This is a genomic window from Cupriavidus sp. CPT47-8839-RL05A (genome assembly GCF_058792255.1).
In genome coordinates, this window is the sequence record NZ_JBYTEG010000007.1 from 131,343 (window position 1) to 154,976 (window position 23,634).

General features: G+C 67.8%; 22 protein-coding genes. 14 read left to right on the forward strand and 8 right to left on the reverse strand.

The features are described from left to right. Positions 1-262: 262 nt before the first annotated feature. Positions 263-1,981 (forward strand): dipeptidase, encoded by a 1,719-nt coding sequence (locus AC3WVS_RS10420; protein WP_492318565.1) that lies wholly within the window; start codon positions 263-265, stop codon positions 1,979-1,981. Between the two features lie 104 nt (positions 1,982-2,085). Here AC3WVS_RS10420 and AC3WVS_RS10425 read toward each other — a convergent pair whose 3' ends face one another. Further along, on the reverse strand, positions 2,086-2,565 hold the full coding sequence (locus AC3WVS_RS10425; protein ID WP_492318566.1) for a nuclear transport factor 2 family protein: 480 nt from the start codon (positions 2,563-2,565) through the stop codon (positions 2,086-2,088). A gap of 234 nt (positions 2,566-2,799) precedes the next feature. Between AC3WVS_RS10425 and AC3WVS_RS10430 the strand changes: the two genes are divergently transcribed. After that, the gene (locus AC3WVS_RS10430; RefSeq protein WP_492318688.1) at positions 2,800-3,576 is read left to right on the forward strand and encodes a 2OG-Fe(II) oxygenase; all 777 of its coding nucleotides are present in this window, start codon (positions 2,800-2,802) and stop codon (positions 3,574-3,576) included. Between the two features lie 8 nt (positions 3,577-3,584). Continuing rightward, positions 3,585-4,655 carry a bifunctional DNA-binding transcriptional regulator/O6-methylguanine-DNA methyltransferase Ada gene (ada, locus tag AC3WVS_RS10435; protein WP_492318567.1) on the forward strand — a complete coding sequence of 357 codons (1,071 nt, stop codon included), beginning with the start codon at positions 3,585-3,587 and terminating at the stop codon, positions 4,653-4,655. Between the two features lie 11 nt (positions 4,656-4,666). On the opposite strand, the gene AC3WVS_RS10440 is transcribed toward ada, so the two are convergent. After that, on the reverse strand, positions 4,667-6,403 hold the full coding sequence (locus AC3WVS_RS10440; protein ID WP_492318568.1) for an FAD-dependent oxidoreductase: 1,737 nt from the start codon (positions 6,401-6,403) through the stop codon (positions 4,667-4,669). Positions 6,404-6,598: 195 nt separating this feature from the next. Here AC3WVS_RS10440 and AC3WVS_RS10445 point away from each other — a divergent pair, with 195 nt between their 5' ends. The 3 genes from AC3WVS_RS10445 (at position 6,599) to AC3WVS_RS10455 (ending at position 9,201) form a co-directional block, all read left to right on the forward strand. Then, positions 6,599-7,330 (forward strand): YceH family protein, encoded by a 732-nt coding sequence (locus AC3WVS_RS10445; RefSeq protein ID WP_492318569.1) that lies wholly within the window; start codon positions 6,599-6,601, stop codon positions 7,328-7,330. A gap of 225 nt (positions 7,331-7,555) precedes the next feature. Next, complete coding sequence (locus tag AC3WVS_RS10450) at positions 7,556-8,458, forward strand: patatin-like phospholipase family protein (protein ID WP_492318570.1); 903 nt, start codon at positions 7,556-7,558, stop codon at positions 8,456-8,458. Positions 8,459-8,607: 149 nt separating this feature from the next. Next, positions 8,608-9,201 carry a TetR/AcrR family transcriptional regulator gene (locus tag AC3WVS_RS10455; protein ID WP_492318571.1) on the forward strand — a complete coding sequence of 198 codons (594 nt, stop codon included), beginning with the start codon at positions 8,608-8,610 and terminating at the stop codon, positions 9,199-9,201. Between the two features lie 15 nt (positions 9,202-9,216). Here the strand turns inward: AC3WVS_RS10455 and AC3WVS_RS10460 are convergent, their stop codons facing one another. The 5 genes from AC3WVS_RS10460 to AC3WVS_RS10480 all read right to left on the reverse strand — a co-directional run bounded on the left by AC3WVS_RS10460 (position 9,217) and on the right by AC3WVS_RS10480 (position 11,988). Then, complete coding sequence (locus AC3WVS_RS10460) at positions 9,217-9,723, reverse strand: hypothetical protein (protein ID WP_010812432.1); 507 nt, start codon at positions 9,721-9,723, stop codon at positions 9,217-9,219. Between the two features lie 214 nt (positions 9,724-9,937). Then, positions 9,938-10,618, reverse strand: a complete 681-nt coding sequence (locus AC3WVS_RS10465; protein WP_492318572.1) for an Hpt domain-containing protein — start codon at positions 10,616-10,618, stop codon at positions 9,938-9,940. Positions 10,619-10,657: 39 nt separating this feature from the next. Continuing rightward, complete coding sequence (locus AC3WVS_RS10470; RefSeq protein WP_492318573.1) at positions 10,658-11,284, reverse strand: response regulator; 627 nt, start codon at positions 11,282-11,284, stop codon at positions 10,658-10,660. Between the two features lie 178 nt (positions 11,285-11,462). Next, positions 11,463-11,678, reverse strand: coding sequence for a hypothetical protein (locus AC3WVS_RS10475; RefSeq protein WP_492318574.1), 216 nt, complete (start codon positions 11,676-11,678; stop codon positions 11,463-11,465). Positions 11,679-11,781: 103 nt separating this feature from the next. After that, complete coding sequence (locus tag AC3WVS_RS10480; protein ID WP_492318575.1) at positions 11,782-11,988, reverse strand: hypothetical protein; 207 nt, start codon at positions 11,986-11,988, stop codon at positions 11,782-11,784. A gap of 76 nt (positions 11,989-12,064) precedes the next feature. Between AC3WVS_RS10480 and AC3WVS_RS10485 the strand changes: the two genes are divergently transcribed. Next, the gene (locus AC3WVS_RS10485; RefSeq protein WP_492318576.1) at positions 12,065-13,891 is read left to right on the forward strand and encodes a PAS domain-containing sensor histidine kinase; all 1,827 of its coding nucleotides are present in this window, start codon (positions 12,065-12,067) and stop codon (positions 13,889-13,891) included. Between the two features lie 6 nt (positions 13,892-13,897). Here the strand turns inward: AC3WVS_RS10485 and AC3WVS_RS10490 are convergent, their stop codons facing one another. Next, a complete protein-coding gene (locus tag AC3WVS_RS10490; RefSeq protein WP_010812428.1) occupies positions 13,898-14,371 on the reverse strand; it encodes an Lrp/AsnC family transcriptional regulator in 474 nt (157 codons plus the stop codon). 230 nt (positions 14,372-14,601) lie between these two features. Here AC3WVS_RS10490 and hppD point away from each other — a divergent pair, with 230 nt between their 5' ends. From hppD to AC3WVS_RS10525, 7 genes are all read left to right on the forward strand, one after another. Next, entirely contained in the window at positions 14,602-15,681 is a 1,080-nt protein-coding gene (hppD, locus tag AC3WVS_RS10495) for a 4-hydroxyphenylpyruvate dioxygenase (RefSeq protein ID WP_010812427.1), read from the forward strand. 187 nt (positions 15,682-15,868) lie between these two features. Next, positions 15,869-17,263, forward strand: a complete 1,395-nt coding sequence (locus AC3WVS_RS10500) for an amino acid permease (RefSeq protein ID WP_010812426.1) — start codon at positions 15,869-15,871, stop codon at positions 17,261-17,263. 109 nt (positions 17,264-17,372) lie between these two features. Beyond that, positions 17,373-18,569, forward strand: a complete 1,197-nt coding sequence (locus AC3WVS_RS10505; RefSeq protein ID WP_492318577.1) for an amino acid aminotransferase — start codon at positions 17,373-17,375, stop codon at positions 18,567-18,569. Between the two features lie 239 nt (positions 18,570-18,808). Next, positions 18,809-19,381, forward strand: coding sequence for a 2Fe-2S iron-sulfur cluster-binding protein (locus AC3WVS_RS10510; protein ID WP_492318578.1), 573 nt, complete (start codon positions 18,809-18,811; stop codon positions 19,379-19,381). Between the two features lie 9 nt (positions 19,382-19,390). Continuing rightward, the gene (locus AC3WVS_RS10515) at positions 19,391-20,389 is read left to right on the forward strand and encodes an FAD binding domain-containing protein (RefSeq protein WP_492318579.1); all 999 of its coding nucleotides are present in this window, start codon (positions 19,391-19,393) and stop codon (positions 20,387-20,389) included. Next, the gene (locus AC3WVS_RS10520; protein WP_492318580.1) at positions 20,386-22,593 is read left to right on the forward strand and encodes a xanthine dehydrogenase family protein molybdopterin-binding subunit; all 2,208 of its coding nucleotides are present in this window, start codon (positions 20,386-20,388) and stop codon (positions 22,591-22,593) included. The genes AC3WVS_RS10515 and AC3WVS_RS10520 overlap by 4 nt, the downstream gene beginning before the upstream one ends. A 111-nt stretch (positions 22,594-22,704) precedes the next feature. Next, positions 22,705-23,565, forward strand: a complete 861-nt coding sequence (locus tag AC3WVS_RS10525; protein ID WP_492318581.1) for a MipA/OmpV family protein — start codon at positions 22,705-22,707, stop codon at positions 23,563-23,565. Positions 23,566-23,634 lie beyond the last annotated feature (69 nt).

Below are 23,634 nucleotides of genomic sequence, written 5' to 3' on the forward strand. Positions count from 1 at the left end.
TTGCAGCGAAGGCCCCATTCTGTCGACCGGGATGTGATTTGTACAATTCATCGTTTTAACCACGGCGATTGTCTCACGCTATTGATATTGCATAGCCATTCCCTATTGCGCCGGCCATTGCACCTCATCCGCGCGCACGCAAAAGCATATTTTTTCCAGCAAGTACCGGCGCGTGCCCTATCATGCGGCATCCACTCAGACTCCCGTTTTGTCCGCAATGACCCGATATTGCCGCCTGCCGTCTCTCTGCCGATGGGCCCCGATGCTCGCGCTGTCGCTGATGCTGGCGCACCCCGCGCAGGCGCAAACCCTGAAGAAGCCGGCGCTGGATGCGCTGGTCTCCGGCACCCGAACAGCGGCCCAGGCCGACCTGCAGGCATTCATGGCCGCCGCGGCCAGGGCCGAGCCTTCCGTCGCGCCGGCCGTGGCGGCGTGGCAGGCCCGGTCGCCGCTGGCCGGCGACAACCTGGTCAATATCGGCCGCCTGCTGGGCGTCTACAACCGCGTCCGCAACGAGGCCGCGGTGATCGACGCCATCGGCAGGATGGTGGCGCTGCGTACCGTGCGCGACGAGAAAATCCCGCAGCACGAGAGCCCCGCCATCATCGAGTTCGGCAAGATGATCGAGGCCATGGCGCGCGACTTCGGGCTGGCCTACCGCAATGTCGACAACCGGGTCTTCGAGGTCACGCTGCCCGGCGGCGGCAAGGATACCTTCGGCATCCTGACCCACGCCGACGTGGTGCCCGCGGTGGCCGAGGAATGGGTGCTGGAGGACGGCACCAAGCTGGATCCGTTCCGCATGACGCGCGTGGGCGACACGCTGTACGGGCGCGGCACCATCGACGACAAGGGCTCGATCGCCGCGGTCATGTATGCCATGAAGACCGTCAAGGAAAGCGGCGTGCCGCTCGAGCGCACCATCCGCCTGATGATCGAGACCACCGAGGAAACCGGCGGCGACGGCATGAAATACTACCGCCAGCACACCACCCTGCCCGAGTACAACGTCGTGCTCGACAGCAAATACCCCGCGGTGGTGGCGGAAAAAGGCGCGGGCACGCTGACCGTTTCCTTCGGCATCAAATCGGCGGACGACAAGAGCGCGCAAGGCAAGTCCGACCAGAAGGGACCAGCCATCGTTGCCATGCGCGGCGCGGCCTCGGCCAATGCCATCCCCGAGACCGCCACCGCGCGCATTGCCGGTGGCGATGCTGCCGCCGTGGCTGCCACGCTGGAACAGGCACGCGCTGAATTCCTGCGCCGCCACACCCCGCGCGGCAAGTTCTCCATCGACGTGAAGCGCGCCGGCAACGACGTGGAAGTGAAAGTCACCGGCGCCTCGGCGCACGGATCGCGCCCTGAGGAAGGGGTCAACCCGCTGCCGCGGCTGGCGCTGTTCCTGCAGGCCAGCGGCGTGCAATTTGCCGAGAACCACTACCTGAACGCGGTCCGCTACCTGAACGACCTGTACGGGCTGGATTACCTTGGCACCAGGATGGAGGTGGCCTACCGCGACCCGTTCATGGGCCCGCTGACCATGTCGCCCACGCTGGTGCGCGAGCGCGGCGAATATGTCGATGTGGTCACCAACGTGCGCATGCCACGCGGCCGCACGCCGGACGAGCTGGGCGGCAAGATCACCAAGCGCATCTTCGGCTGGGCCGCCACCCATGGCCCGGTCGAGATCAAGTACGACCAGGGCAACTGGATGGCGCGCGATCCCAAGGGCGCGTGGCTGTCCACGCTGCTGAATGTCTTTGGCGATACCACCGGGCTGGAAGCCAAGCCGGTTTCCACCGCCGGCAGCACCACCGCCAAGCTGATGCCCAATGCCATCAACTTCGGGCCGGCCATGCCGGGCAAGAAATACACCGCGCACAACGCGCGCGAGTACAAGGAAGTGGCCGACCTGAACCTGGATATGCAGATGTTCACCGAGATGCTGGTGCGGATCGGGAACCTGGACAAGATGCAGTAAGGCGTTCCCTCATCGCTTGTGTGCTCCCCTCTCCCGCGCGCGGGAGAGGGGAGCAGCCTCAAGCAGTTCGAGCGTCAGCGTTCAAACTGATACCCGAACAACCGTCACAACCCCAGTTCACTCAACCCCGCATGCTCATCCGGCCGCCGGCCCAGGGTCCAGTGGAACTTGCGGTCCGCCGCCTTGATCGGCGCATCGTTGATGCAGGCAAAGCGCCTGCGCATCAGCCCCGCCTCATCGAACTCCCAGTTCTCATTGCCGTATGACCGGTACCAGTTGCCGGAATCGTCGTGCCATTCATAGGCAAAGCGCACGGCGATGCGGTTGCCGTCGTGCGCCCATAGCTCCTTGATCAGCCGGTAATCCAACTCCTTCTGCCACTTGCGCTGCAGGAAGGCGACGATGTCGGCGCGGCCATTGACGAATTCCGCTCGGTTGCGCCAGGCGCTGTCGACGGTATAGGCCAGCGCCACGCGCTCGGGGTCGCGGCTGTTCCAGCCATCCTCGGCGGCACGGACCTTGGCGATGGCGGATTCAAGGGTGAATGGGGGCAACGGCGGACGGATTTCGGCTTGTGCGGACATGCGGAGGCTCCTTGGCGGAAACAGGGTGAATCAGGTAGGAAGAACAGCCTGCTCGATATGATACAGACCTGTCTCATTATTGGTAGACAGATCTGTCTTGTCAAGGCAGATACCGGGCAGAATTCAAAAGCAAGACCCGGAGTGCGAGGCGCACGCGGGCGGCCTAAAGTTGGCACCATGCAAGCAAGAGACAGGAGACCCGCGGTGAGCATCAGCCAGATACAACGCCCCGAAATGGCCGTGGCAGGGCCGCGCCGGCCAATACCGCCAGCGCGCGGCACGGCGCGGGGGCATGGGCACGAAGCCGATATCGCCACCCGCGTCGATGGCACCGACTGGGCGGCCATTGCACGCGAGCTCGACGACTATGGCTGCGCCGCGATCCGCGGGCTGCTGTCGGCAGCCGAATGCGACGCGCTTGCCGCCGGCTATGCGCAGGACGCGTTGTACCGCTCTCGCATCGAGATGCGCCGGCACGGCTTTGGCCAGGGCGAGTACAAGTACTTCCGCTACCCGCTGCCCGACACCGTGGCCGCATTGCGCACGGCGCTGTATCCGCACCTGGTGCCGGTGGCCAACCGCTGGAACGCCGCCATGGGCATCGATGTGCGTTATCCCGCCGCGCACGCCGACTATCTTGCCCGCTGCCACGACGCCGGCCAGTTGCGCCCGACGCCCCTGCTGCTGCGCTACGGCCCCGGCGACTATAACTGCCTGCACCAGGACCTGTATGGCGAGCACGTATTCCCGCTGCAGGTCGCCATCCTGCTGTCCGAGCCGGGCCGCGACTTTACCGGCGGCGAGTTCGTGATGACCGAGCAGCGGCCGCGCATGCAGTCGCGAGCCGAGGTGGTGACGCTGCACCAGGGCGATGCCGTGGTCTTTGCCGTCAGCCAGCGCCCGGTGCAGGGCAGCCGCGGCAGCTACCGCGTGAACCTGCGGCATGGCGTCAGCCGGCTGCACGCGGGCCAGCGCTACACGCTGGGCATCATCTTCCACGACGCCACGTGAGGTATCCCATGACCCGTCCCACACAGCAACCGGAAGCCAGCACCATCGAACGCGACCCGCGCTGGGCCCGCGTGCTGGCGCGCGATCCGGGCGCCGATGGTGCCTTTGTCTATGCGGTCAAGACCACCGGCGTGTACTGCCTGCCGAGCAGCCCGTCGCGCCTGCCGCATCCGGCCAATGTCGAGTTCTTCGATAACGCCGCCGCGGCCGAAGCCGCCGGCTACCGGCCCAGCCGCCGTGCCGCCGCGCCTGCGCTGGCGGCCCGGCACGCGGCCATCGTGGCCGACGCCTGCCGCCGCATCGAGGCCGCCGACACCCTGCCCACGCTGCCCGAACTGGCCAGTGCGGCGGGCGTCAGCCCCTATCATTTCCACCGCCTGTTCAAGGCTGCCACCGGCCTGACACCGCGCGCCTACGCCGCCGCGCACCGCGCCAGGAAGCTGCGCGGGCAACTCGGCACCAGCGACTCAGTGACGGAGGCGATCTACGACGCCGGCTTCGGCTCCAACAGCCGCTTCTACGAGACCTCGGACGCAGTGCTGGGCATGACCCCGTCGCGCTACCGCGCGGGCGGGGCCGACACCGATATCCGCTTTGCCATCGGCCAGTGCTCGCTGGGCGCGATCCTGGTGGCCCAGAGCGAGCGCGGCGTCTGCGCGATCCTGCTGGGCGAGGATCCGCAGACGCTGCTGCAGGACCTGCAGGACCAGTTCCCGCGCGCCAACCTGATCGGCGGCGATGCGCAATTCGAGCAACTGGTGGCGCAAGTGGTGGGCTTTATCGAGGCACCTTCGATCGGCCTGGCGCTGCCGCTGGACGTGCGCGGCACCGCGTTCCAGCAGCGTGTATGGCAGGCCCTGCAGGAGATCCCCGCGGGCAGCACCGCCAGCTATGCCGAGATTGCCGCGCGCATCGGCGCGCCGCGTGCGGTGCGCGCGGTGGCGCAGGCGTGCGCCGCCAACCACCTGGCGGTGGCCATTCCCTGCCATCGCGTGGTGCGCAGCGACGGCAACCTGTCGGGCTACCGCTGGGGCGTGGCGCGCAAGCGCGAACTGCTGGAGCGCGAGGCGCAGGCCTGAGTGTCCCGCGCTCAGCGCGCCACGGCTGCCTGCACCCGAGCCAGGTAGTCGTGGATCTGCGCCACCACGGCCGCGCCCTCACCCACCGCCGCGGCGACCCGCTTGGTCGAGCCCGCCCGCACGTCGCCGATGGCGAACACGCCCGGCACGCTGGTCTGCAGCGGATACGGCACCGCCGACGCGCAGCCCAGCTCGCCGCCGCCGGTGCGCACGAAGCCCTTGTCATCGACCTCGACGTTGCAGGTGCGCAGCCACGACGCATTGGGATCGGCGCCGATGAACAGGAACAGGTGCCGCACGTCCATCGTGACCGGGGCCGGGCTTTCCGCGCGGCATTCGTAGCGCACCGAGCTGAGCCATCCTTCCCCCGCCAGCGCGCTGATCTGCGCGTGCGTGTGCAGCGTGATATTGGGCAGCGAACCGATGCGGTCGATCAGGTAGCGCGACATGGTGGCGGCCAGCCCCGGCCCGCGCACCAGCATATGCACGTGCGCCGCGTGCGAGGCCAGGTAGACCGCTGCCTGCCCGGCCGAATTGCCGCCGCCCACCAGCATTGCCGGCTCGTTCTTGCACAGCTTGGCCTCCACCGGCGAAGCCCAGTAGTACACGCCACGCCCTTCAAAGTGCTCCAGCGCGGCGATGTCCGGGCGCCGGTACTGCGCGCCGGTGGCAATCACCACGGTGTGGGTCGGGATCATGCGGCCATCGGCCAGCTCCAGCCGGATCGGGTCCGCGCCGCAATGCAATGCCTTGACCTCCAGCGGGATGGCGATATGCGCGCCGAACTTCAGCGCCTGCACGAACGCGCGCCCGGCCAGCGCCTGCCCGGAGATGCCGGTGGGAAAGCCAAGATAGTTCTCGATGCGCGCACTCGCGCCCGCCTGCCCGCCCGGCGAGCGGCAATCGATCACCGCCACCGACAAGCCTTCGGAAGCGGCATACACGGCCGTGGCCAGCCCTGCCGGCCCGGCACCGACCACCACCACGTCATAGACATGGGCCGGATCGAACTCCGGCAACAGCCCCAGGCACGAAGCCAGCTGCCCTTCGTCCGGCGCGCGCAGCACGCGGCCGTCGGCGCAGATCACCAGCGGGAAGTCGCTGGCGGGCGCGTTGGCGTAGTCGAGCAGCAATGAGCAGTCGCGTTCCGCGTCGATGTCGATGACCGTATGCGGGTAGCCGTTGCGCCGCAGGAAGGCCTGCAGTGCCACCAGCTGCGGTTCGGTGCCATGGCCGACCAGCACCGGCCCGCTGCCGAATTCGATCAGCCCCACGCGGCGCAGGATCAGCGCGCGCATGATGCGCTCGCCCAGTTCGGCCTCGGCCACCAGCAGGGCGCGCAACCGCTCTGGCGTGATCACATAGCCCTGGGTATCGGTCACGGCCACGCCGTCGACCAGCGCCGGGCGGCCGCTGAGCGTGCCGACCTCGGCCAGGAAGTGGCCGGCGCCCTGCTCGGTGATCTGGTGCTCGCGGCCCAGGCCGTCGCGCCGCATCAGGCGCACGCGGCCGCTGCCGATCAGGTACATGCCCCGGCCCGTATCGCCGATGGCAAAGAGCTTCTCGCCCGCGCGCCAGCTCTGCGGCGTGCCAAAGCGGCGCACGCGCGCCATGTCGTCGGCGCCGAGCTGCGGGAACATCTGGTGCCAGCGTGACTCCAGCGTGGAATACGGCGCCTCCAGGGCGCCGCCGGCCTCCGGGCCGGTGTCCTCATCCGGGGCCATTGCCTCCGATTGCGAAATCGCCATGCTCCCTCCCCGTCTGGACCCGCGCCTGCCCCGGCGCATCTTCCCGGTTGCCGCCGCGCGGCCTATCGATAGTAGACGGCGGCGCGCAGAATGCGAGAATCGCACGGCGCAGTTGCGGATTGCGCCGGCTTGGGATTGAATGAGCGCCTCGGCGTGTCGGCATTCGCCGTCACCTTCAGCAAAAAACCAGTCTTGATGCAATCCAACCATGATTCCGACGCCAGCCAGGCTGGCGACCGCCCCGCCCGCCCGGCATTGCGCCCCCTGACGCCCGTTGAAGGCCGCGTGCTCGGCGTGCTGGTCGAAAAACAGCACACCGTGCCCGATACCTACCCGCTGTCGCTCAATGCGCTGGCCTCGGGCTGCAACCAGAAGACCGCCCGCGCCCCGGTGATGAACGTCAGCGAGGCCGAGATCCTTGAAGCCATCGATGGCCTCAAGGGCCTGAGCCTGGTCTTTGAAGGCAGCAGCAGCCGCGTGCCGCGCTTCGAGCACAATATGCAGCGCGTGCTGGCCGTGCCCAGCCAGTCCGTCGCACTGCTGGCGATGCTGCTGCTGCGCGGCCCGCAGACCGCGGCGGAGCTGCGCCTGAACACCGCGCGCCTGCACGGCTTTGCCGATATCTCGTCGGTCGAGGCCTTCCTTGACGAACTGTCCAGCCATGCGCCGCCCTTCGTCGTCCGGCTGCCGCGCGCGCCGGGTGCGCGCGAAAACCGCTGGATGCACCTGTTGAGCGGCGAAGTAAGCGCCGCGGCGGACGCCGACGACGCCGAGCGCACCACCGGCGGCGCCACCGCCTCGCCGGGCGAGCTCGAACAGCTGCGTGCCGAGCAGCAGGCCCTGACCGAGAAGGTAGCGAAGCTGCAAAGCCTGGTCGAACACATGGCCGGCCAACTCGGCATCCCCGTCGACGAGTTTCTCGACTGACGCCCCGCTTGCGTCATAGCTGACGGTACCAGCCACCCCGCTGCCAGCCAGCATTGGTGGTTGGTGGATATTCCTGGCGGTTAATTGCGCTATTAATTCGCGAAGACGATCCACAGGCTCAGTCCCTAGCGCGACAAACGACTTACCGTCCGACCTGCCCGATGGCCCGGATGTCGCCTATGCTTTCCTCAGGACCGCAGACTGGACAGGGAGACCGGCGCAGCCATGGACAAGACAGCCTTCGTATTTGCGGGCGGCGGCAGCCTGGGTGCGATCCAGGTCGGCATGCTGCGCGAACTGGCGGCATGGGGCGTGATGCCCGATATCGTGATCGGCGCCTCGGCCGGGGCCATCAACGGCGCCTACTTTGCCTGCAATCCGGGCGTGGCCGGCGCCGGCCGGCTTGACGCGCTGTGGCGCGGCATCCGGCGCTCGGACATCCTGCCGTGGAGCTGGCGCAGCGTGTGGAGCATGTTCGGCGGCAACCGAGGCCACCTGGTGGAGGCGGCCGGGCTGCGCGGACTGCTGGCGCAGCACTTCGGCACGCGGCGGCTGGAGGCAGCGGAACTGCAGCTGCACGTGGTGGCCACCGACATGCACAGCGGCGACGAGGTCTTGCTGTCCAGCGGCAGCATTGTCGACGCGGTGCTGGCCAGCGCCGCCATCCCCGGCGTGTTCCCGCCGGTGCAGTTCGAGGGCCGCACGCTGATCGACGGCGGCGTGGCCAACAACACCCCGGTATCCACCGCGATCGCACTCGGTGCCACGCGCGTGATCGTGCTGCCCGCGGGCTTCACCTGTGCCGAGCGCCGCCCGCCGCGCGGCGCGCTGGAGCATGCGTTCAACGCGCTCTCGCTGCTGGTGGCGCGCCAGCTCGTGCACGACCTGCAGCACTTCGCCGACCGCGCGCAGATCAGCGTGGTGCCGCCGCTGTGCCCGCTCGACATCTCGCCCTACGACTACTCCAAATGCGGCGAGCTGATCGACCGCGCCGCGGCCACCACCGCGCAGTGGCTGCAAGGCAAGGGGCTGGACAGCCAGCGCATACCAGGCGCGCTGGCGCCGCATTCGCATGACGAAGCGACGCCCAGCTGCAGCGCCGACATCCCGGCGGCGGCGCCCCACTGAAGCCGCTCAGCGCCGGCTGGGAGTACACGAACGGATTGTGCCGCGCCGCATACTGGCCGCCCTGGTACCGCCCTCGTCGACGCGGATCAAGGCAAGCCCACGCTGCCCGCGCGCCAGGCTGCCCTCTGGCCATTGCTACAATCCGACAGATGTCCACCCAAGCCGAACGCAGCGCCAGCACCCGCCAGTCCCTGATCGACGCCGCCGTGACCTTGCTCGTCGAGCAAGGCTATGCAGCCTTTTCAGAAGCGCGCGTGTGCGAACTGGCCGGCAGCAGCCGCGGCTCGCTGCGGCACCATTTCCCCGAAGGCCGCTATGACCTGCTGCCAGCCATGCTCACCTGGCTGCTGGAGCGCGAGGCGGCGCGCCTGGCCGCGCTGGGGCCGCTCAGCCCTTCGCTGTGCCTGCACCTGATGCTGCATATCCTGGCGACCCGCCCACAGCGGCATACCTCGCTCGCCATACTGGAGGTGTGGATGGCAACGCGTGGCGACGCGCGCCTGGCCACCGCCGTGCGCGCGCCGCTGGAAGCCGTGCCGCGGATGCTGTTCGGCCAGCCGCCGGACGCGCCGCCAGAGCCGGAATGGCTGGCGCTGCGCTGTTTCCTGCACGGCGCCACGCTGCACAGCTTCGCGCCGGACTACGACGGCCAGGGCTTGTCCGAAGCGGTGCGCTGGCTGATCGCGCGCCTGCCGGCCCCGGCGGGCCTGGACGCCTTGCTGGCGCGCATGCACGCAGACTAGTTGTAGAGCGCCGGATCAGGGCAGCCGCGCCAGCAACCGGTCGCCCAGCGTGGGCGGCAGCGCCAGGCGCCCTGCCTTGCCAGGCGCCGCGGCATCGAAGACCACGGCCTGGCCGTCCCAGCTGAGCCGCACCGGCCCGCTGCTGTTGAAGGTGCGCTGGGCCAGCACGCGGTCGCGCTCCACGCCGTAGATGCGCAGCAACACCCGCTCCCGGCCCAGATAGCAGTATTCCGCTGCGTACCGCGCGGCGGCATCCAACGACGGCAGGTGCCGGCAGTTATGCGCGCCGGCGCGCTCCCAGGCGCCGTGGCCATAGGCGATGGCGGTCCAGATACCGCCGAGCGCCAGCAGCCGCCCCGCGGTGACCAGTGCCAGGCGCTGCGCGCGGGCCTTGCGCCCGTCCGGGGTCGCCATCACGTGCGACACCGCGCGATACAGCGCCAGCCCCAGCAGCAGCATGGTCACCGCCGCCAGGTGGAAATAAAACGCCGACTCCGGCATTGACGCCATGATCTGACCCATGCCCGCTCCCGGAAAATATCGTCAAACTAACCGTCCAGCCGAAAATCAGAATCCCGCGTCCGCGCCGTCATATAAAAACGCACCGCATTAATCGGCGCCATTAATTCCAGAATATTGAAAATCGATGCCCTGATATATTCGAGCATAATCAACCGACCGCACCGGGCCAATCCGGTGTATTCCCGCACCGGGGCTGCCGGCGACCGCCGCGGTCTTATTTTTCCGATGGCAGCGCCGCCAGCAGGGCGAGCAGCCGCGCCACCGTCGGCGCCACGATCGCGGCCAGCGCAGCGGCGTGGGCCGCATCGCCGTCGCTGGCGGCATGCTCCAGGCGCTGGGCAAAAGCACGCAAGGCATGGCAGCCGACGTAGTGGGCAGATGCCTTGAGCCGGTGGGCGACGCTGCGCACCGTGTCCAGCGCACCGTCCGCGGCGCGCAACTGCGCCAGGTCGGCCTGCGCCGAGGTGACCAGGGCGTGCACCAGCTCAGCGGCAAAGGCGCGGTTGCCGAAGGTCTGCGCCGCGATGGCTGGCCCGATGCCCGCGGCCTCGCGAGGGGACAGCGCCAGGTAGCGCTGGCGGGCCAGCATGGCGACGATGGCCGCTTCGGTCACCGGTTCGCGCAGGCTGGCGATCACACCTTCGTCCGCGCCGGGCACCTGCACCGCGTCGGCCGGCAGCACCACGGCGCAGACCGGGCCGGTGGCACGCCAGGCGCGCAACAGGCTGTCGGGGATCTCGGTGGCGGCACCGGCAAGCACCAGGCCGATGTCTGCGGCGGCGTCCGGCGCGGGCGTGTCGGTGTGCACATCAAAGCCGAGATCGCGCAGGATCGGGGCAACCCCGGCGACCCAGCGCGTGTCGCCGGGCGTGGCAAGCAGCAACGCGCCGGTCATGCGCGGCTTCTCAATGCGAGTCGAATCACGGGCAGCATGCTAGCCGATCGCAATATGGTGGCGCCGCGCAAAGTCGATGACATCGACAATCGATTTTGCGCCGAGTTTTTCCATGGCCCGGGTCTTGTGCGTGCTGACTGTCTTGTTGGAGATAAACAGGGTTTCGCCGATTTCCTTGTTCGACATGCCCTTGGCAAGCATCTGCATGACCACCAGTTCCTTGTCGGAAAGACTGGCCAGGCGCGCGGCTTCGTCGGCGTGGCCGGCGTTGTTGCCGCGGTCGGTTTCCGGCATCACCGTATAGCCGGCCAGCACGGACTCGGTGCAGCGCACGATCTCGGCAAGTTCCTGGGTCTTGCTGACAAAACCATGCGCACCGGCCTGGCGCGCGCGTGGGGCAAACGTGTTCTGGTCCTGGCCGGAAATGACCAGGATGCGCACGGCGGGATGGCAGGCCCTGAGGCGGGGGATCACGTCCAGCCCGTTGATCTTCGGGATGTCCAGGTCCAGGATCACCACGTCGGGGGTGTACTGCCGCACGATCTCGATGGCGGCCTGGCCATTGTCGGCCTCAAGCACATGGGTGATGCCCAGCACCTGGGAAAAGTGCGTCTTTAGCACCACCCGCATGGGCGGGTGGTCATCGACGATCAGGATTGTGGTCAAAACTTGAACTCCATAGCAGGCACCTTGATGTCCGGGCGCCCGGGCACATCATTTTGCTCAGCATTTGTGCTGGAGGGCACCGGAAATTTCCGAGCGGGGGCCTGCATCTTCCGAAAACCCGGCCGAGGGGTTTTGCAAGCCTGGCGCAATGCGGACCATGGCAGTTGCGCATGCCCAATCATAACGCTGCCGCCACGGCGTGAAGAACGACGTCGCCGGACAATGGCAGGGGGGTATCCGAAGGTTTTCGACCCGCCCGCAGCGATGAGGTTTCACGATGCTGCCGCGTGCGTGCCTGGCTGATGCCGGCGTGCCGGCCCGCGAGAAGCTGCTCGGCATTGTCTTCGATATGTGACGTGACAGGCGTCAACAGCGCGTGATCCGGAAATTTCACCCCCAATCTCAGATTCGTCCTAATGAGATATCGAGGCTGAGCCCATAGAGTGAAAACTATCCAGCGACCGCTGCGCCAACCGCGCAGCGGTCGCTGCCACGTTTCACTGAAATTTGCCGCCCCGCTTGTCCATTCGTCCGCCCATCCATAGCGAATCGCCATCGGCCACCGCTTGCCCGCACCGCTTCACGCGCGCCTGGCGGCTGGCAAGTGCCGCCTTGCTGCTCGTCAGCGTATTGGTCTGCGCCGGTACCCAGCGGACGGCAGAACCCGAGCCAGCGCCCGCCGCGGCGCCTTCCCTGGCCGGCATGCCAGTCGCCTTGCCCGAGGCACCTGCCCTGCGGCCAGCACCGCCACCGCAAGCAAGGCCACAGGCGCACTGGCGGGTGCTGGGGTGGACGACCGGGCTGCTCTGCCTGCTGACGCCATGCCTGCTGGCATGGATCTTCATGCTGTACCGCGAGGTGCGCCGGCGCCGGGCCGCCGAGATTGCGCTGAAGGACAATATCGCGATCCAGTCGGCGCTGCTCGATGGCATTCCCCAGCCTGTCTACCTGCGCGATGCCTCGTTGCGGCTCATCACCTGCAACCGCAGCTATGAAGAACTGGTCGGCGCCACGCGCGACACCTTGCGCGGGCAGCCGCTGGACACGTCGATCCAGGTGCGTCCCATCGCCATCGACATGGCCGAGCTGGCTCGCGACTACCGCAAGGTGATCGAAGACGGCACCCCACTGCACAAGGACCGCTGCCTGCGCCTGGGCGGGCGCACCCACCACGTGCTGAACTGGCTGACACCGCTGCGCGGCGCCGATGGCACCGTCAAGGGCCTGGCCGGCGGCTGCGTCGACCTGACCGAACGCCACGACATGCTGGCCGAGCTGGCGCAGGCCAAGACAGAAGCCGAGGCCGCCAACCGCGCCAAGTCCACCTTCCTGGCCTCGGTCAGCCATGAGATCCGCACCCCGATGAACGCCATCACCGGCATGCTGGAGCTGACCCTGGCGCGCTGCCAGCTGGCCGAACAGGAACGCCTGCAGCTGGTCACCGCGCACAAGTCGGCACTGGGCCTGCTGGCGCTGATCGACGACATCCTGGACCTGTCCAAGATGGAGGCCGGCAAGTTCAGCATCCACCCGGCACCCGCTTCGCTGCCCGGCCTGGTCAGGGACACGCTGCTGATCTTCGGGCCGGTGGCCGCGCAGAAGGGCTTGCCGCTGACCAGCGGCATCGGCGCCGCCGTCGCGCCGCTGCACCAGGTCGATGCGCTGCGTTTCCGTCAGATCCTGGCCAACCTGGTGTCCAACGCGGTGCGCTTCACCGACAGCGGCACGATCCATGTCAGGCTTGACGCGCTGGCGCCTCTCGACGGCGTGCAGCAGGTCATGCTGACCGTCTCCGACACCGGCATCGGCATTCCCGCCGGCGCCCAGGCGCGGATGTTTGAACCCTTCGAACAGCTGCATGACCGCACCCGCCCCCATGCCGGCGGCACCGGGCTGGGGCTGGCAATCTGCCAGCGCCTGGCCAGCGCGATGGGAGGCCAGATCTCGCTGTCCAGCCAGCCGGGCCAGGGCACGCGCGTCATGGTGACGCTGCCGCTGACGCTTGCCGTCGCCACGGAACTGCCCGAGCCGGTGCCGCCGCCCGTGGCGGGCTGCGCACGGCGCCGGGTCAGCGTCCTGGTGATCGACGACCACGCGCCCAACCGGCTGCTGCTGCAGCGCCAGCTGGAACACCTGGGCCACCGCGTGAGCACCGCCTGTGACGGCCGCGAAGGGCTGGCCATGCTGGACCGGGCCAGCTTCGACGTGATCTTGTGCGACTGCGCCATGCCGGTCATGGACGGCATGGCATTCGCACGGGCGGTACGCGCACGCCAGGATGCGCACGGCAGCGTGCCGGTGATCGGCTGCACGGCAAGCGCCGTCGCGGTGGACCATGCCGCGGCGCTGGCGGCGGGCATGAATGCCGTGATCGTCAAGCCGGTTGGCCTGCAGGCGCTGGATGCGGCGGTGGCAAAAGCCTGCGCCAGTGGCCACCGGGTGCGCGAGATAGCCGTGCCAGTGCGGGTCAGCGCGCCCGACAGCAAGGCCGGCACGCATGACGAGGCCGCCCACTGCGGCGTCAAGCCCGGCTCGCGGCCGTCATGGTGTGCGGTGTGCCGGGCAATGAACGTGCAGTGCGACCGCCTCGACCAGCCGGAAGACTAAGCCCGCTCAGGCCTCCAGCGGCACCGCGCTGGTGCACTTGATCTCGTCCAGGCACACGCTGGACTTCACGCCGCTGACACCCGGGATACGCATCAGCGTATCGAGCAGGAAGTCAGACAGCGATTTCAGGTCCTTGGCGACCACCTTGAGCACGTAGTCGATATCCCCGGTCACCGAGAAGCATTCCTGGATCTGCGCCAGTTCCGCCACCAGGCGCTTGAAGTTGGACAGGTCGCGGATATGCCCGCGCTCCATCGTCACATGGATAAAGGCCACCACGCCAAAGCCCAGCGCCGCCGCGTCCAGCCGCGCCTCATAGCGTTTGACCAGCCCGGCCTCTTCCAGGCGGCGGTGGCGCCGCAAAGTCTGCGCCGGCGATAGCGCGATGGCCTCTGCCAGTTCCAGGTTGGAGGCCCGCCCCTGCTCCTGCAACACCCCCAGCAAGCGGCGATCGGTACGGTCCAGCTCGATCGATTGCACTTTGATTTCCTCACATCAGAGATTCACGCAATCAGATTTCATAATCTAGGGTTTCCCTGCCTGTTTTACGAAATCCAATTTTGCCGTCCGGAATATACACTGCATCCCAAGCAAGCGCACTACAGGCCTGTCCTGCAACAGGTTTCCGCCGAGCCGACTGACACCGGTGCGACCTCGTTGCCAAGTGCCGCCGCCACAATATTATTTCCCGCCCCTTTAGTGAGAAAGCCATGGCCGACCTGTTTGACAACCCGATGCAGCTGATGGGCTTCGAATTCGTGGAATTCGCCTCGCCCACCCCCAACGTGCTTGAGCCGCTGTTCGAGCAGATGGGCTTCACGCTGGTGGCAAAGCACCGCTCCAAGGACGTGGTGCTGTACCGTCAGGGCGAAGTGAACTTCATCGTCAACCGCGAGCCGCACAGCCACGCCGCCTACTTTGCCGCCGAGCACGGCCCGAGCGCCTGCGGCATGGCTTTCCGCGTCAAGGATTCGCACAAGGCATACGCCCGCGCGCTGGAACTGGGCGCGCAGCCGGTCGAGATCCCGACCGGCCCGATGGAGCTGCGCCTGCCCGCGATCAAGGGCATCGGCGGCGCGCCGCTGTACCTGATCGACCGCTTCGAGGAAGGCAAGTCGATCTATGACATCGACTTCGAGTTCATCGAAGGCGTCGACCGCCACCCGGTCGGCCACGGCCTCAAGCTGATCGACCACCTGACCCACAACGTCTACCGTGGCCGCATGGCTTACTGGGCCAACTTCTATGAAAAGCTGTTCAACTTCCGCGAAATCCGCTACTTCGACATCCAGGGCGAATACACCGGCCTGACCTCCAAGGCCATGACCGCGCCGGATGGTAAAATCCGCATCCCGCTGAACGAGGAATCGTCCAAGGGCGCCGGCCAGATCGAAGAGTTCCTGATGGCCTTCAACGGCGAGGGCATCCAGCACATCGCCTTCCTGACCGACAACCTGATCGAGGTCATCGACCGCCTGCAACTGGCAGGCGTGCCGCTGATGACCGCGCCGAACGACTACTACTACGAAGCACTGGACACGCGCCTGCCCGGCCACGGCCAGCCTGTGGAGCAACTGAAGTCGCGCGGCATCCTGCTGGACGGCACCACCGAAGGCGGCAAGCCCCGCCTGCTGCTGCAGATCTTCTCCAAGACCGCGCTCGGCCCGGTGTTCTTCGAGTTCATCCAGCGCCGCGGCGACGAAGGCTTTGGCGAAGGCAACTTCAAGGCCCTGTTCGAGTCGCTGGAACGCGACCAGATCGAACGCGGCACGCTCAAGGTCGAGGCCTGACCGGCATCGGCTTTCCCTGACCGGCAGCCCTTGACGGGCACAGCCGGGTCCGGAAACGCGCACACCACCTTCGCGGCAGTCACCCTGCCGCGCGGGTGGTGACGTCCCCCAGGCCCAAGCGTTCGACTCGATACAAGCCAGAAACGCGGGCCCGCATTCCATGAGAATGGGTAGAGGAAACAACTGAATGCATGCAAGCAGCAATGACGGCACGCTCAAGCGCGGCCTGAAGAACCGGCATATCCAGCTGATCGCGCTGGGTGGCGCCATCGGCACCGGCCTTTTCCTGGGCATCGCCCAGACCATCAAGATGGCGGGGCCCTCGGTCCTGCTGGGCTACGCGATCGCCGGCATCGTGGCGTTCTTCATCATGCGCCAGCTGGGCGAGATGGTGGTGGACGAGCCCGTCGCCGGCTCGTTCAGCTACTTCGCCGACAAATACTGCGGCCACTTCGCCGGCTTCCTGTCGGGCTGGAACTACTGGGTGCTGTACATCCTGGTGAGCATGGCCGAGCTTTCGGCCGTTGGCATCTACGTGCAGTACTGGTGGCCCGAGATCCCGACCTGGGTCTCGGCGCTGGCCTTCTTCGTGATCATCAACCTGATCAACCTGTCGAGCGTGAAGTCCTTCGGCGAGATGGAGTTCTGGTTCTCGATCATCAAGGTCGCGGCCATCATCGGCATGATCGGCTTCGGCGGCTACCTGCTGCTGTCCGGCAACGCCGGCCCGCAAGCGAGCGTGGCCAACCTGTGGCAGCACGGCGGATTCTTCCCCAACGGCATGGGCGGCCTGGTGATGGCCATGGCCGTGATCATGTTCTCGTTCGGCGGGCTGGAGCTGGTGGGCATCACCGCGGCCGAGGCGGATTCTCCCGAGAAGACCATCCCCAAGGCCACCAACCAGGTGATCTACCGCATCCTGATCTTCTACGTGGGCGCGCTGGCGGTGCTGCTGTCGCTGTACCCGTGGGAGAACGTGGTCACCGGCGGCAGCCCGTTCGTGCTGATCTTCCACGCGCTGAACAGCAACTGGGTGGCGAACGTGCTGAACGTGGTGGTGCTGACCGCGGCGCTGTCGGTCTACAACAGCGGCGTGTACTGCAACAGCCGCATGCTGTACGGCCTGGCCCAGCAAGGCAACGCTCCCAAGGCGCTGCTCAAGGTCAACCAGCGCGGCATTCCGCTGACGGCACTGGCGTTCTCGGCCGTGGCCACCGCGGCCTGCGTGGTGATCAACTACTTCATGCCCGGCAAGGCCTTTGAGATGCTGATGGGCCTGGTGGTGTCCGCGCTCATCATCAACTGGGCGATGATCAGCCTGATCCACCTGAAGTTCCGCGCCGACAAGCGCCGCGCCGGCCAGGCCACGAAGTTCCAGAGCTGGGGCTATCCGCTCACCAACTACCTGTGCCTGGTGTTCCTGGCCGGCATCCTGGTGGTGATGTACCTGACGCCTGGCCTGCGCCTCTCGGTCTACCTGATCCCGGTGTGGCTGGTGGTGCTCGGCGTGAGCTACCTGGTGCGCCAGAAGAACGCGGCCGCCGCGCTGCAAAGCGGCATCGCCGCCCAGCAACTGCGCTGAAGCGGCAAGGCGGTGCCTGCAGGCTGCGGGCGCCGCCGGTTAGAATCCAGTCTGCGCGACGCCCCCTGCGCCGCGGCAGCTGCCCCCCGACCCAATTCCATCGCATCCCATGTTTGCACACATCGAGGCATTTCCCGGCGATCCGATCCTCTCGCTCAACGAGGACTTCCAGCGCGACCCGCGTACCGACAAGGTCAACCTGAGCATCGGCATCTACTTTGACGACGAGGGCCGCCTGCCGGTGATGCAGGCCGTGGCCAAGGCCGAAGCCGCGCTGCTGGCCGACATGGGCCCGCGCCCCTACCTGCCGATGTCGGGCCTGGTGGCCTACCGCAGCGCGGTGCAGGCGCTGGTCTTCGGCGAAGACTCGCCGGCGCGCGCCGCCGGCCGCATCGCCACGCTGCAGACGCTGGGCGGCTCGGGCGCGCTGCGCGTGGGCGCCGATTTCCTCAAGCGCTACTACCCGCAGGCGCAGGTGTGGATCAGCGATCCCAGCTGGGAAAACCACCGCGTGGTGTTCGAGCGCGCCGGCTTCACCGTCAATACCTACCCATACTATGAGGACGCCACCGGCGGCCTGAAGTTCGACGCAATGATGGACGCGCTGCGTACCATCCCCGCGGGCAGCATCGTGCTGCTGCACGCCTGCTGCCACAACCCGACCGGCGTGGACCTGAACCAGGACCAGTGGCGCCAGCTGATCGCGCTGCTCAAGGCCAACCAGCTGCTGCCGTTCGTCGACATGGCCTACCAGGGCTTCGGCGCCGGCCTGGACGACGACGCCTTCGCCATCCGCGAGCTGGTGGCGCAGGACGTGCCCTGCCTGGTGGCCAACTCGTTCTCGAAGAACTTCTCGCTGTACGGCGAGCGCTGCGGCGGCCTGAGCGTGTTCTGCAACACCGCCGGCGAAGCCGCCAACGTGCTGGGCCAGCTGACCGGCGCGGTGCGCGCCAACTACAGCAACCCGCCCACGCACGGCGCGCGCGTGGTGTCCAAGGTGCTGACCACGCCCGAGCTGCGCCAGCTGTGGGAAGAAGAACTGGCCCAGATGTGCGGCCGCATCGCGCGCATGCGCGAGGCGATCCACCACAACCTGCGCGACCATGTCAGCGGCGAGGCCCTGTCGCGCTACCTGACCCAGCGCGGCATGTTCACCTACACCGGCCTCACCGCCGACCAGGCCGAGCGCCTGCGCGAGCAGCATGGCGTGTACCTGCTGCGCTCGGGCCGCATGTGCGTGGCCGGGCTGAACGAGCGCAATGTGGGGATCGTGGCCAAGGCTATCGGGAGTGTGCTGAAGGGCTGAACCTGACGGCAGACGGCATCACCAGGCGGCGCCTTCGGGCGCCGTTTTTTATTTTGCGGCGCATGGGACGCGCCAGCGTAATTTCTACAAACGCCGTGGAGTTTTGACTTTCCAGCCATGGCTTCCCCTGGCTTTCCTCAGGCCCATCGCCACGGCCATCCCCGGCACTGAACTTGCAGCCTTCCTGCATCCCAGGCACCGTCCCCAACCGTGCCAGAGTTCCCACAGAAGGCCCGCAAATGTCCGAAGACAAGGCCCCCGCCCAGTGCAGCACCGCCCTGCCCCCCGGCGCCGCCGCCCGCCCTGTCACGCTGCACATCAACGGCAAGCTCTGCACGCTGCAGCTGGAGCCCCGCTGCACGCTGCTTGACGCGCTGCGCGAAGTGATCCACCTGACCGGCACCAAGAAGGGCTGCGACCGCGGCCAGTGCGGCGCCTGCACGGTGCTGGTCGACGGGCGGCGCATCAACGCCTGCCTGACGCTGGCGGTGATGCAGGAAGGCCGCCAGATCACCACCATCGAAGGCCTTGCCAGCGGCGACACGCTGCATCCGATGCAGGCCGCCTTCATCGCGCACGACGCGCTGCAGTGCGGCTTCTGCACGCCGGGCCAGATCTGCTCGGCGGTGGGCATGCTGGCCGAGGCGCAGGCCGGTGAGGCAAGTTCGGTCCACCCGCTGCGCCCGGCAGCCCTGCCGCTCAGCGACGATGAGATCCGCGAGCGCATGAGCGGCAACCTGTGCCGCTGCGGCGCCTACCCCAATATCGTTGCCGCGGTCCGCGAGGTCTGCAGCCAGCACGGCAGCCGCTGAGGGCCGGGCATGAATCCTTTTTCCTATGAACGGCCCGAGTCCGTCGACGACGCCATGCGCCTGGGCAGCCAGCCGGGCGCGCGCTATGTCGCCGGTGGCACCAACCTGCTCGACCTGGTCAAGGCCGGCGTGGAAACGCCACGGCTACTGGTAGACGTCAGCCGGCTGCCGCTGGCCCAGGTGGCAGCGCTGCCCGACTGCGGCCTGCGCATCGGCGCGATGGCCAGCAACACCGATGCGGCCAACCACCCGCTGGTGCGCGAACGCTATCCGCTGCTGGCGCAGGCGCTGCTGGCGGGCGCCAGCGGGCAACTGCGCAATATGGCCACGGTGGGCGGCAACCTGCTGCAGCGCACGCGTTGCCACTACTTCTACGATCCCGGCTTCCCCGCCTGCAACAAGCGCAAGCCCGGCTCCGGCTGCGGCGCGCGCGATGGCATCAACCGCATCCACGCCATCCTGGGCGCGAGCGAGCAATGCATCGCCGTGCATCCGTCCGATATGTGCGTGGCACTGGCCGCGCTGGAAGCCGTGGTCGTGGTACGCGCCACCACCGGCGAGCGCCGCATCCCCATCGGCGACTTCCACCGGCTGCCTGGCGACATGCCGCAGTGCGACACGATGCTGGCGCCGGGCGAGCTGATCGTCGCCATCGACCTGCCGCCTTCGCCCTATGCCGCCCATGCCCACTACCTGAAGGTGCGCGACCGCGCCAGCTTTGCCTTTGCGCTGGTCTCGGTGGCCGCGGCGCTGGAAATCGACAGCAACACCGTGCGCAGCGCCCGGCTGGCGCTGGGCGGCGTGGCGCACAAGCCCTGGCGCGTCCCGGCGGCGGAGCAGGCCCTGGCGGGCCGCCCGCTGAGCGCGCACAGCGCCGCCGAAGCCGCGCGGCTGCTGCTCGATGGCGCGCATCCCTATGCCCACAACGCTTTCAAGGTGGGACTGGCGCAACGTGCCGTGCTGCGCGCGCTGCAGGTCGCCAGCCGGCCGCAAGGAGCCTCGGCATGAGCGTGACCGGCGCCCCCCTCGACCGCGTCGATGGCATCCCGAAGGTCACCGGCCGCGCCCGCTATACCGCCGACCATCCGCTGCAAGGCCTGGCCCATGCGGTGATGGTGACCAGCACCATCCCCTGCGGCGAGATCACGGCGATGGACACCGCCGCCTGTGAGCGCATGCCGGGCGTGCGGCTGGTGATGACCCCCTTCAATGCACCGCACCTGCCCAAGGGCGGCAAGGCCGCCGCGGACATTGCCACGGCCGGGCACGTCATGAACCTGCTGCAGGACACCGCCATCCACTACAACAACCAGCCCGTCGCCGTGGTCGTGGCCGACACCCTGGAGCAAGCGCGCGACGCCGCCCGCTGCCTGCCGGTGCAATACCGGCGCGCCGATGCCGTGCTGGACTTTGCGCAGGCCCGCGCGCAGGGATGCAAACCCGACGAGGACGGATCGGCCGACAGCCGCCGCGGCGATATTGACGCCGGCCTGCGCAGCGCCGCCGCGGTGGTCGACGCGGTCTACACCACGCCGATGGAAAACCATAACCCGATGGAGCCGCACGCCACCATCGCCGCCTGGGACGGCGGCGAGTTGACGCTGTACGACGCGACGCAATACGTCACCGGCGTGCGCAAGGTCGCATCGGCCACGTTCGGCATTCCCATGGAGAAAGTTCGCGTGATCTGCCCATACGTGGGCGGCGGTTTCGGCGGCAAGGGCTCGGTTTGGTCGCACGTGATGCTGGCCGCGATGGCGGCGCGGCAGGCGGGCTGCGCGGTGAAGCTGGTCGTGGACCGGACGCAGATGTTCGGCACCGTGGGCACGCGGCCCCTGACCGAGCAGCACCTGGTCGCTGCCGCGGCACAGGACGGCGCGCTGAGCGCGATCCGCCACGACGTGGCCACCTGCACCTCGATGATCGAAGACTGGCTTGAATCCGCGGCGCTGATCACGCGCAGGCTCTATGCCTGCCCCAACCAGCAGACCAGCCAGCGGCTGGTCAGGCTGAACATCGGCATCCCCACTTTCATGCGGGCGCCGGGCGAAGCCACTGGCAGCTTTGCGCTGGAATGCGCGCTGGACGAGCTGGCGGAACAGCTCGGCATCGACCCGGTCGCGCTGCGCCTGCGCAACCACGCCGATACCGACCCTGAGACGCACCTGCCGTTCTCCAGCAAATCGCTGCGTGAATGTTATCGAGAGGCCGCCGAGCGCTTCGACTGGGCGCGCCGCAACCCCGAGCCGCGTTCGATGCACGCCGACGGCAAGCTGGTGGGCCAGGGCATGGCCACCGCGACCTATCCCACCTACCGTTCGGGCGCCAGCGCCATGGTACGCCTGCTGCCGGACGGCACCGCGCTGGTACGCTCCGGCTCGCAAGACCTCGGCACGGGCACCTATACGGTCATGACGCAGGTCGCCGCCGACGCACTGGGGCTGCCGCCCGGGCGCGTGCGCTTTGAACTGGGCGACACGGCCTTCCCCGAGGCCCCGGTGTCGGGGGGCTCGCAGTCGGTCGCCAGCGTCGCGCCTGCCGTGCAGCAAGCCGCCGCGGCCGCGCGCCGGCAACTGATCCGGCAAGCCGTGGCGGACCCGGCTTCGCCGTTGTCGGGCGTGCCGGCGAAAGACGTGGAGATCAGCGACGGCTGGCTGCAACGCCGCTCCGATCCGACGCAGCGCGAACCCGTGTCCGCGCCGATCACCCGCGCAGGTGGCCACGCGATTGAAGCGCGGGCCAGCGCCAGGCCCGGCAAGGAGCGGAAGCAATACGCAATGCACGCGTTTGGCGCGGTCTTTGCAGAGGTCCACGTCGATCCCGACCTGGGCGAGATCCGGGTCCACCGCATCGTCGCCAGCTATGGCGTGGGCCGGCTGCTGAACCGCAAGACCGCGCACAGCCAGCTCAAGGGCGGCATTATCTGGGGCATCGGCATGGCGCTGCATGAGAAAACCGAGCTGGATCCCGTCACCGGGCGCGTTGCCAATGCCAACCTGGCCGAGTACCACGTGCCGGTCAATGCCGACGTCGGCACCATCGACGTGACGGTGGTGGACGAGGACGATCCGCATATCAACGCGCTGGGCACCAAGGGCATCGGCGAGATCGGCATCGTCGGCGTGGCCGCGGCCATCGCCAATGCCGTATACCATGCCACCGGCCGGCGCGTACGGGACCTGCCGATTACGCTGGACAAGCTGCTGGACTGAGGCCCGCCCAGGCCCAGGGTGGTTGCGCTGGCCGCCATCCAATGGAAAGATGTCGCCCACGGGCTTCGTGCCCGCAACCTGACTGCCCGCCTGGCGGGCGTGGAGGCTGCCGTGACCGAGCTCTACCCCAAGCGTCCGTTCTCGTGCATTGCCCTGCTGCTGGCCGCCGGCGCCGTCCTGGCCCCGGCCCTGGCCAGCGCCCAGACCCCGGCACCGCTGGCGGAATGGCAGTTCTCCGCCGGCATCCCGCTACAGAAGCTGTTTGAAGACACCATCCCCGACTGGCAAGTCCGGCTCGGCGCCGCGGCCATGGTGCGGCCGCGCTACGACGGCTCGTCGGAATACATCCTCATCGGCGGGCCCAGCATCGATATCCGCTACCGCGACCTGGCCTTTGCCTCGATCGGCGAAGGGCTGGGCGTGAACCTGCTGCGGGGCAAGAACTGGCGCGCGGGGATCGCGCTGTCCTACAACCTTGGGCGGCGCGCAAAGGAGGACTCGCCGCACCTGGACGGCATGGGCAATATCAACCCGGCGCCGGAAGGCAAGCTGTTCGCTGAATACGCGGTCTCGAAGGAATTCCCGCTGGTGCTGCGCATCGACGCGCGCCGCAGCCTGGGCGGCAGCGACGGCTGGGTCGGCGATATCGGCGCCTATATGCCGCTGCCGGGCAGCTCCGAGAAATTCTTCTGGTTTGCCGGCCCCACCGTGACCCTGGCCGACTCGCGCTACATGAACGCCTGGTACGGCGTCAGCGACTCGCAGGCCCGCGCCGGACGGCCCGCCTACCATGCGCGCGGCGGCATCAAGTCCTACGGCTTCGGCGTCAGCGCGGTGTGGTATTTCAACAAGCACTGGTTCGCCACCAGCGACATCGCGATCTCGCAGCTGGCTGGCGATGCGGCGGACAGCCCGATCACGCGCAAGTCGACCAACGGGGTCTTCGACCTGTCGATCAACTACGAATTCTGACGCCGATAGCCGTCCGCCCAGTGCGGCTATCGCACAGTGGATGGCCCGCGCCCGCGATTTGGACGGTAC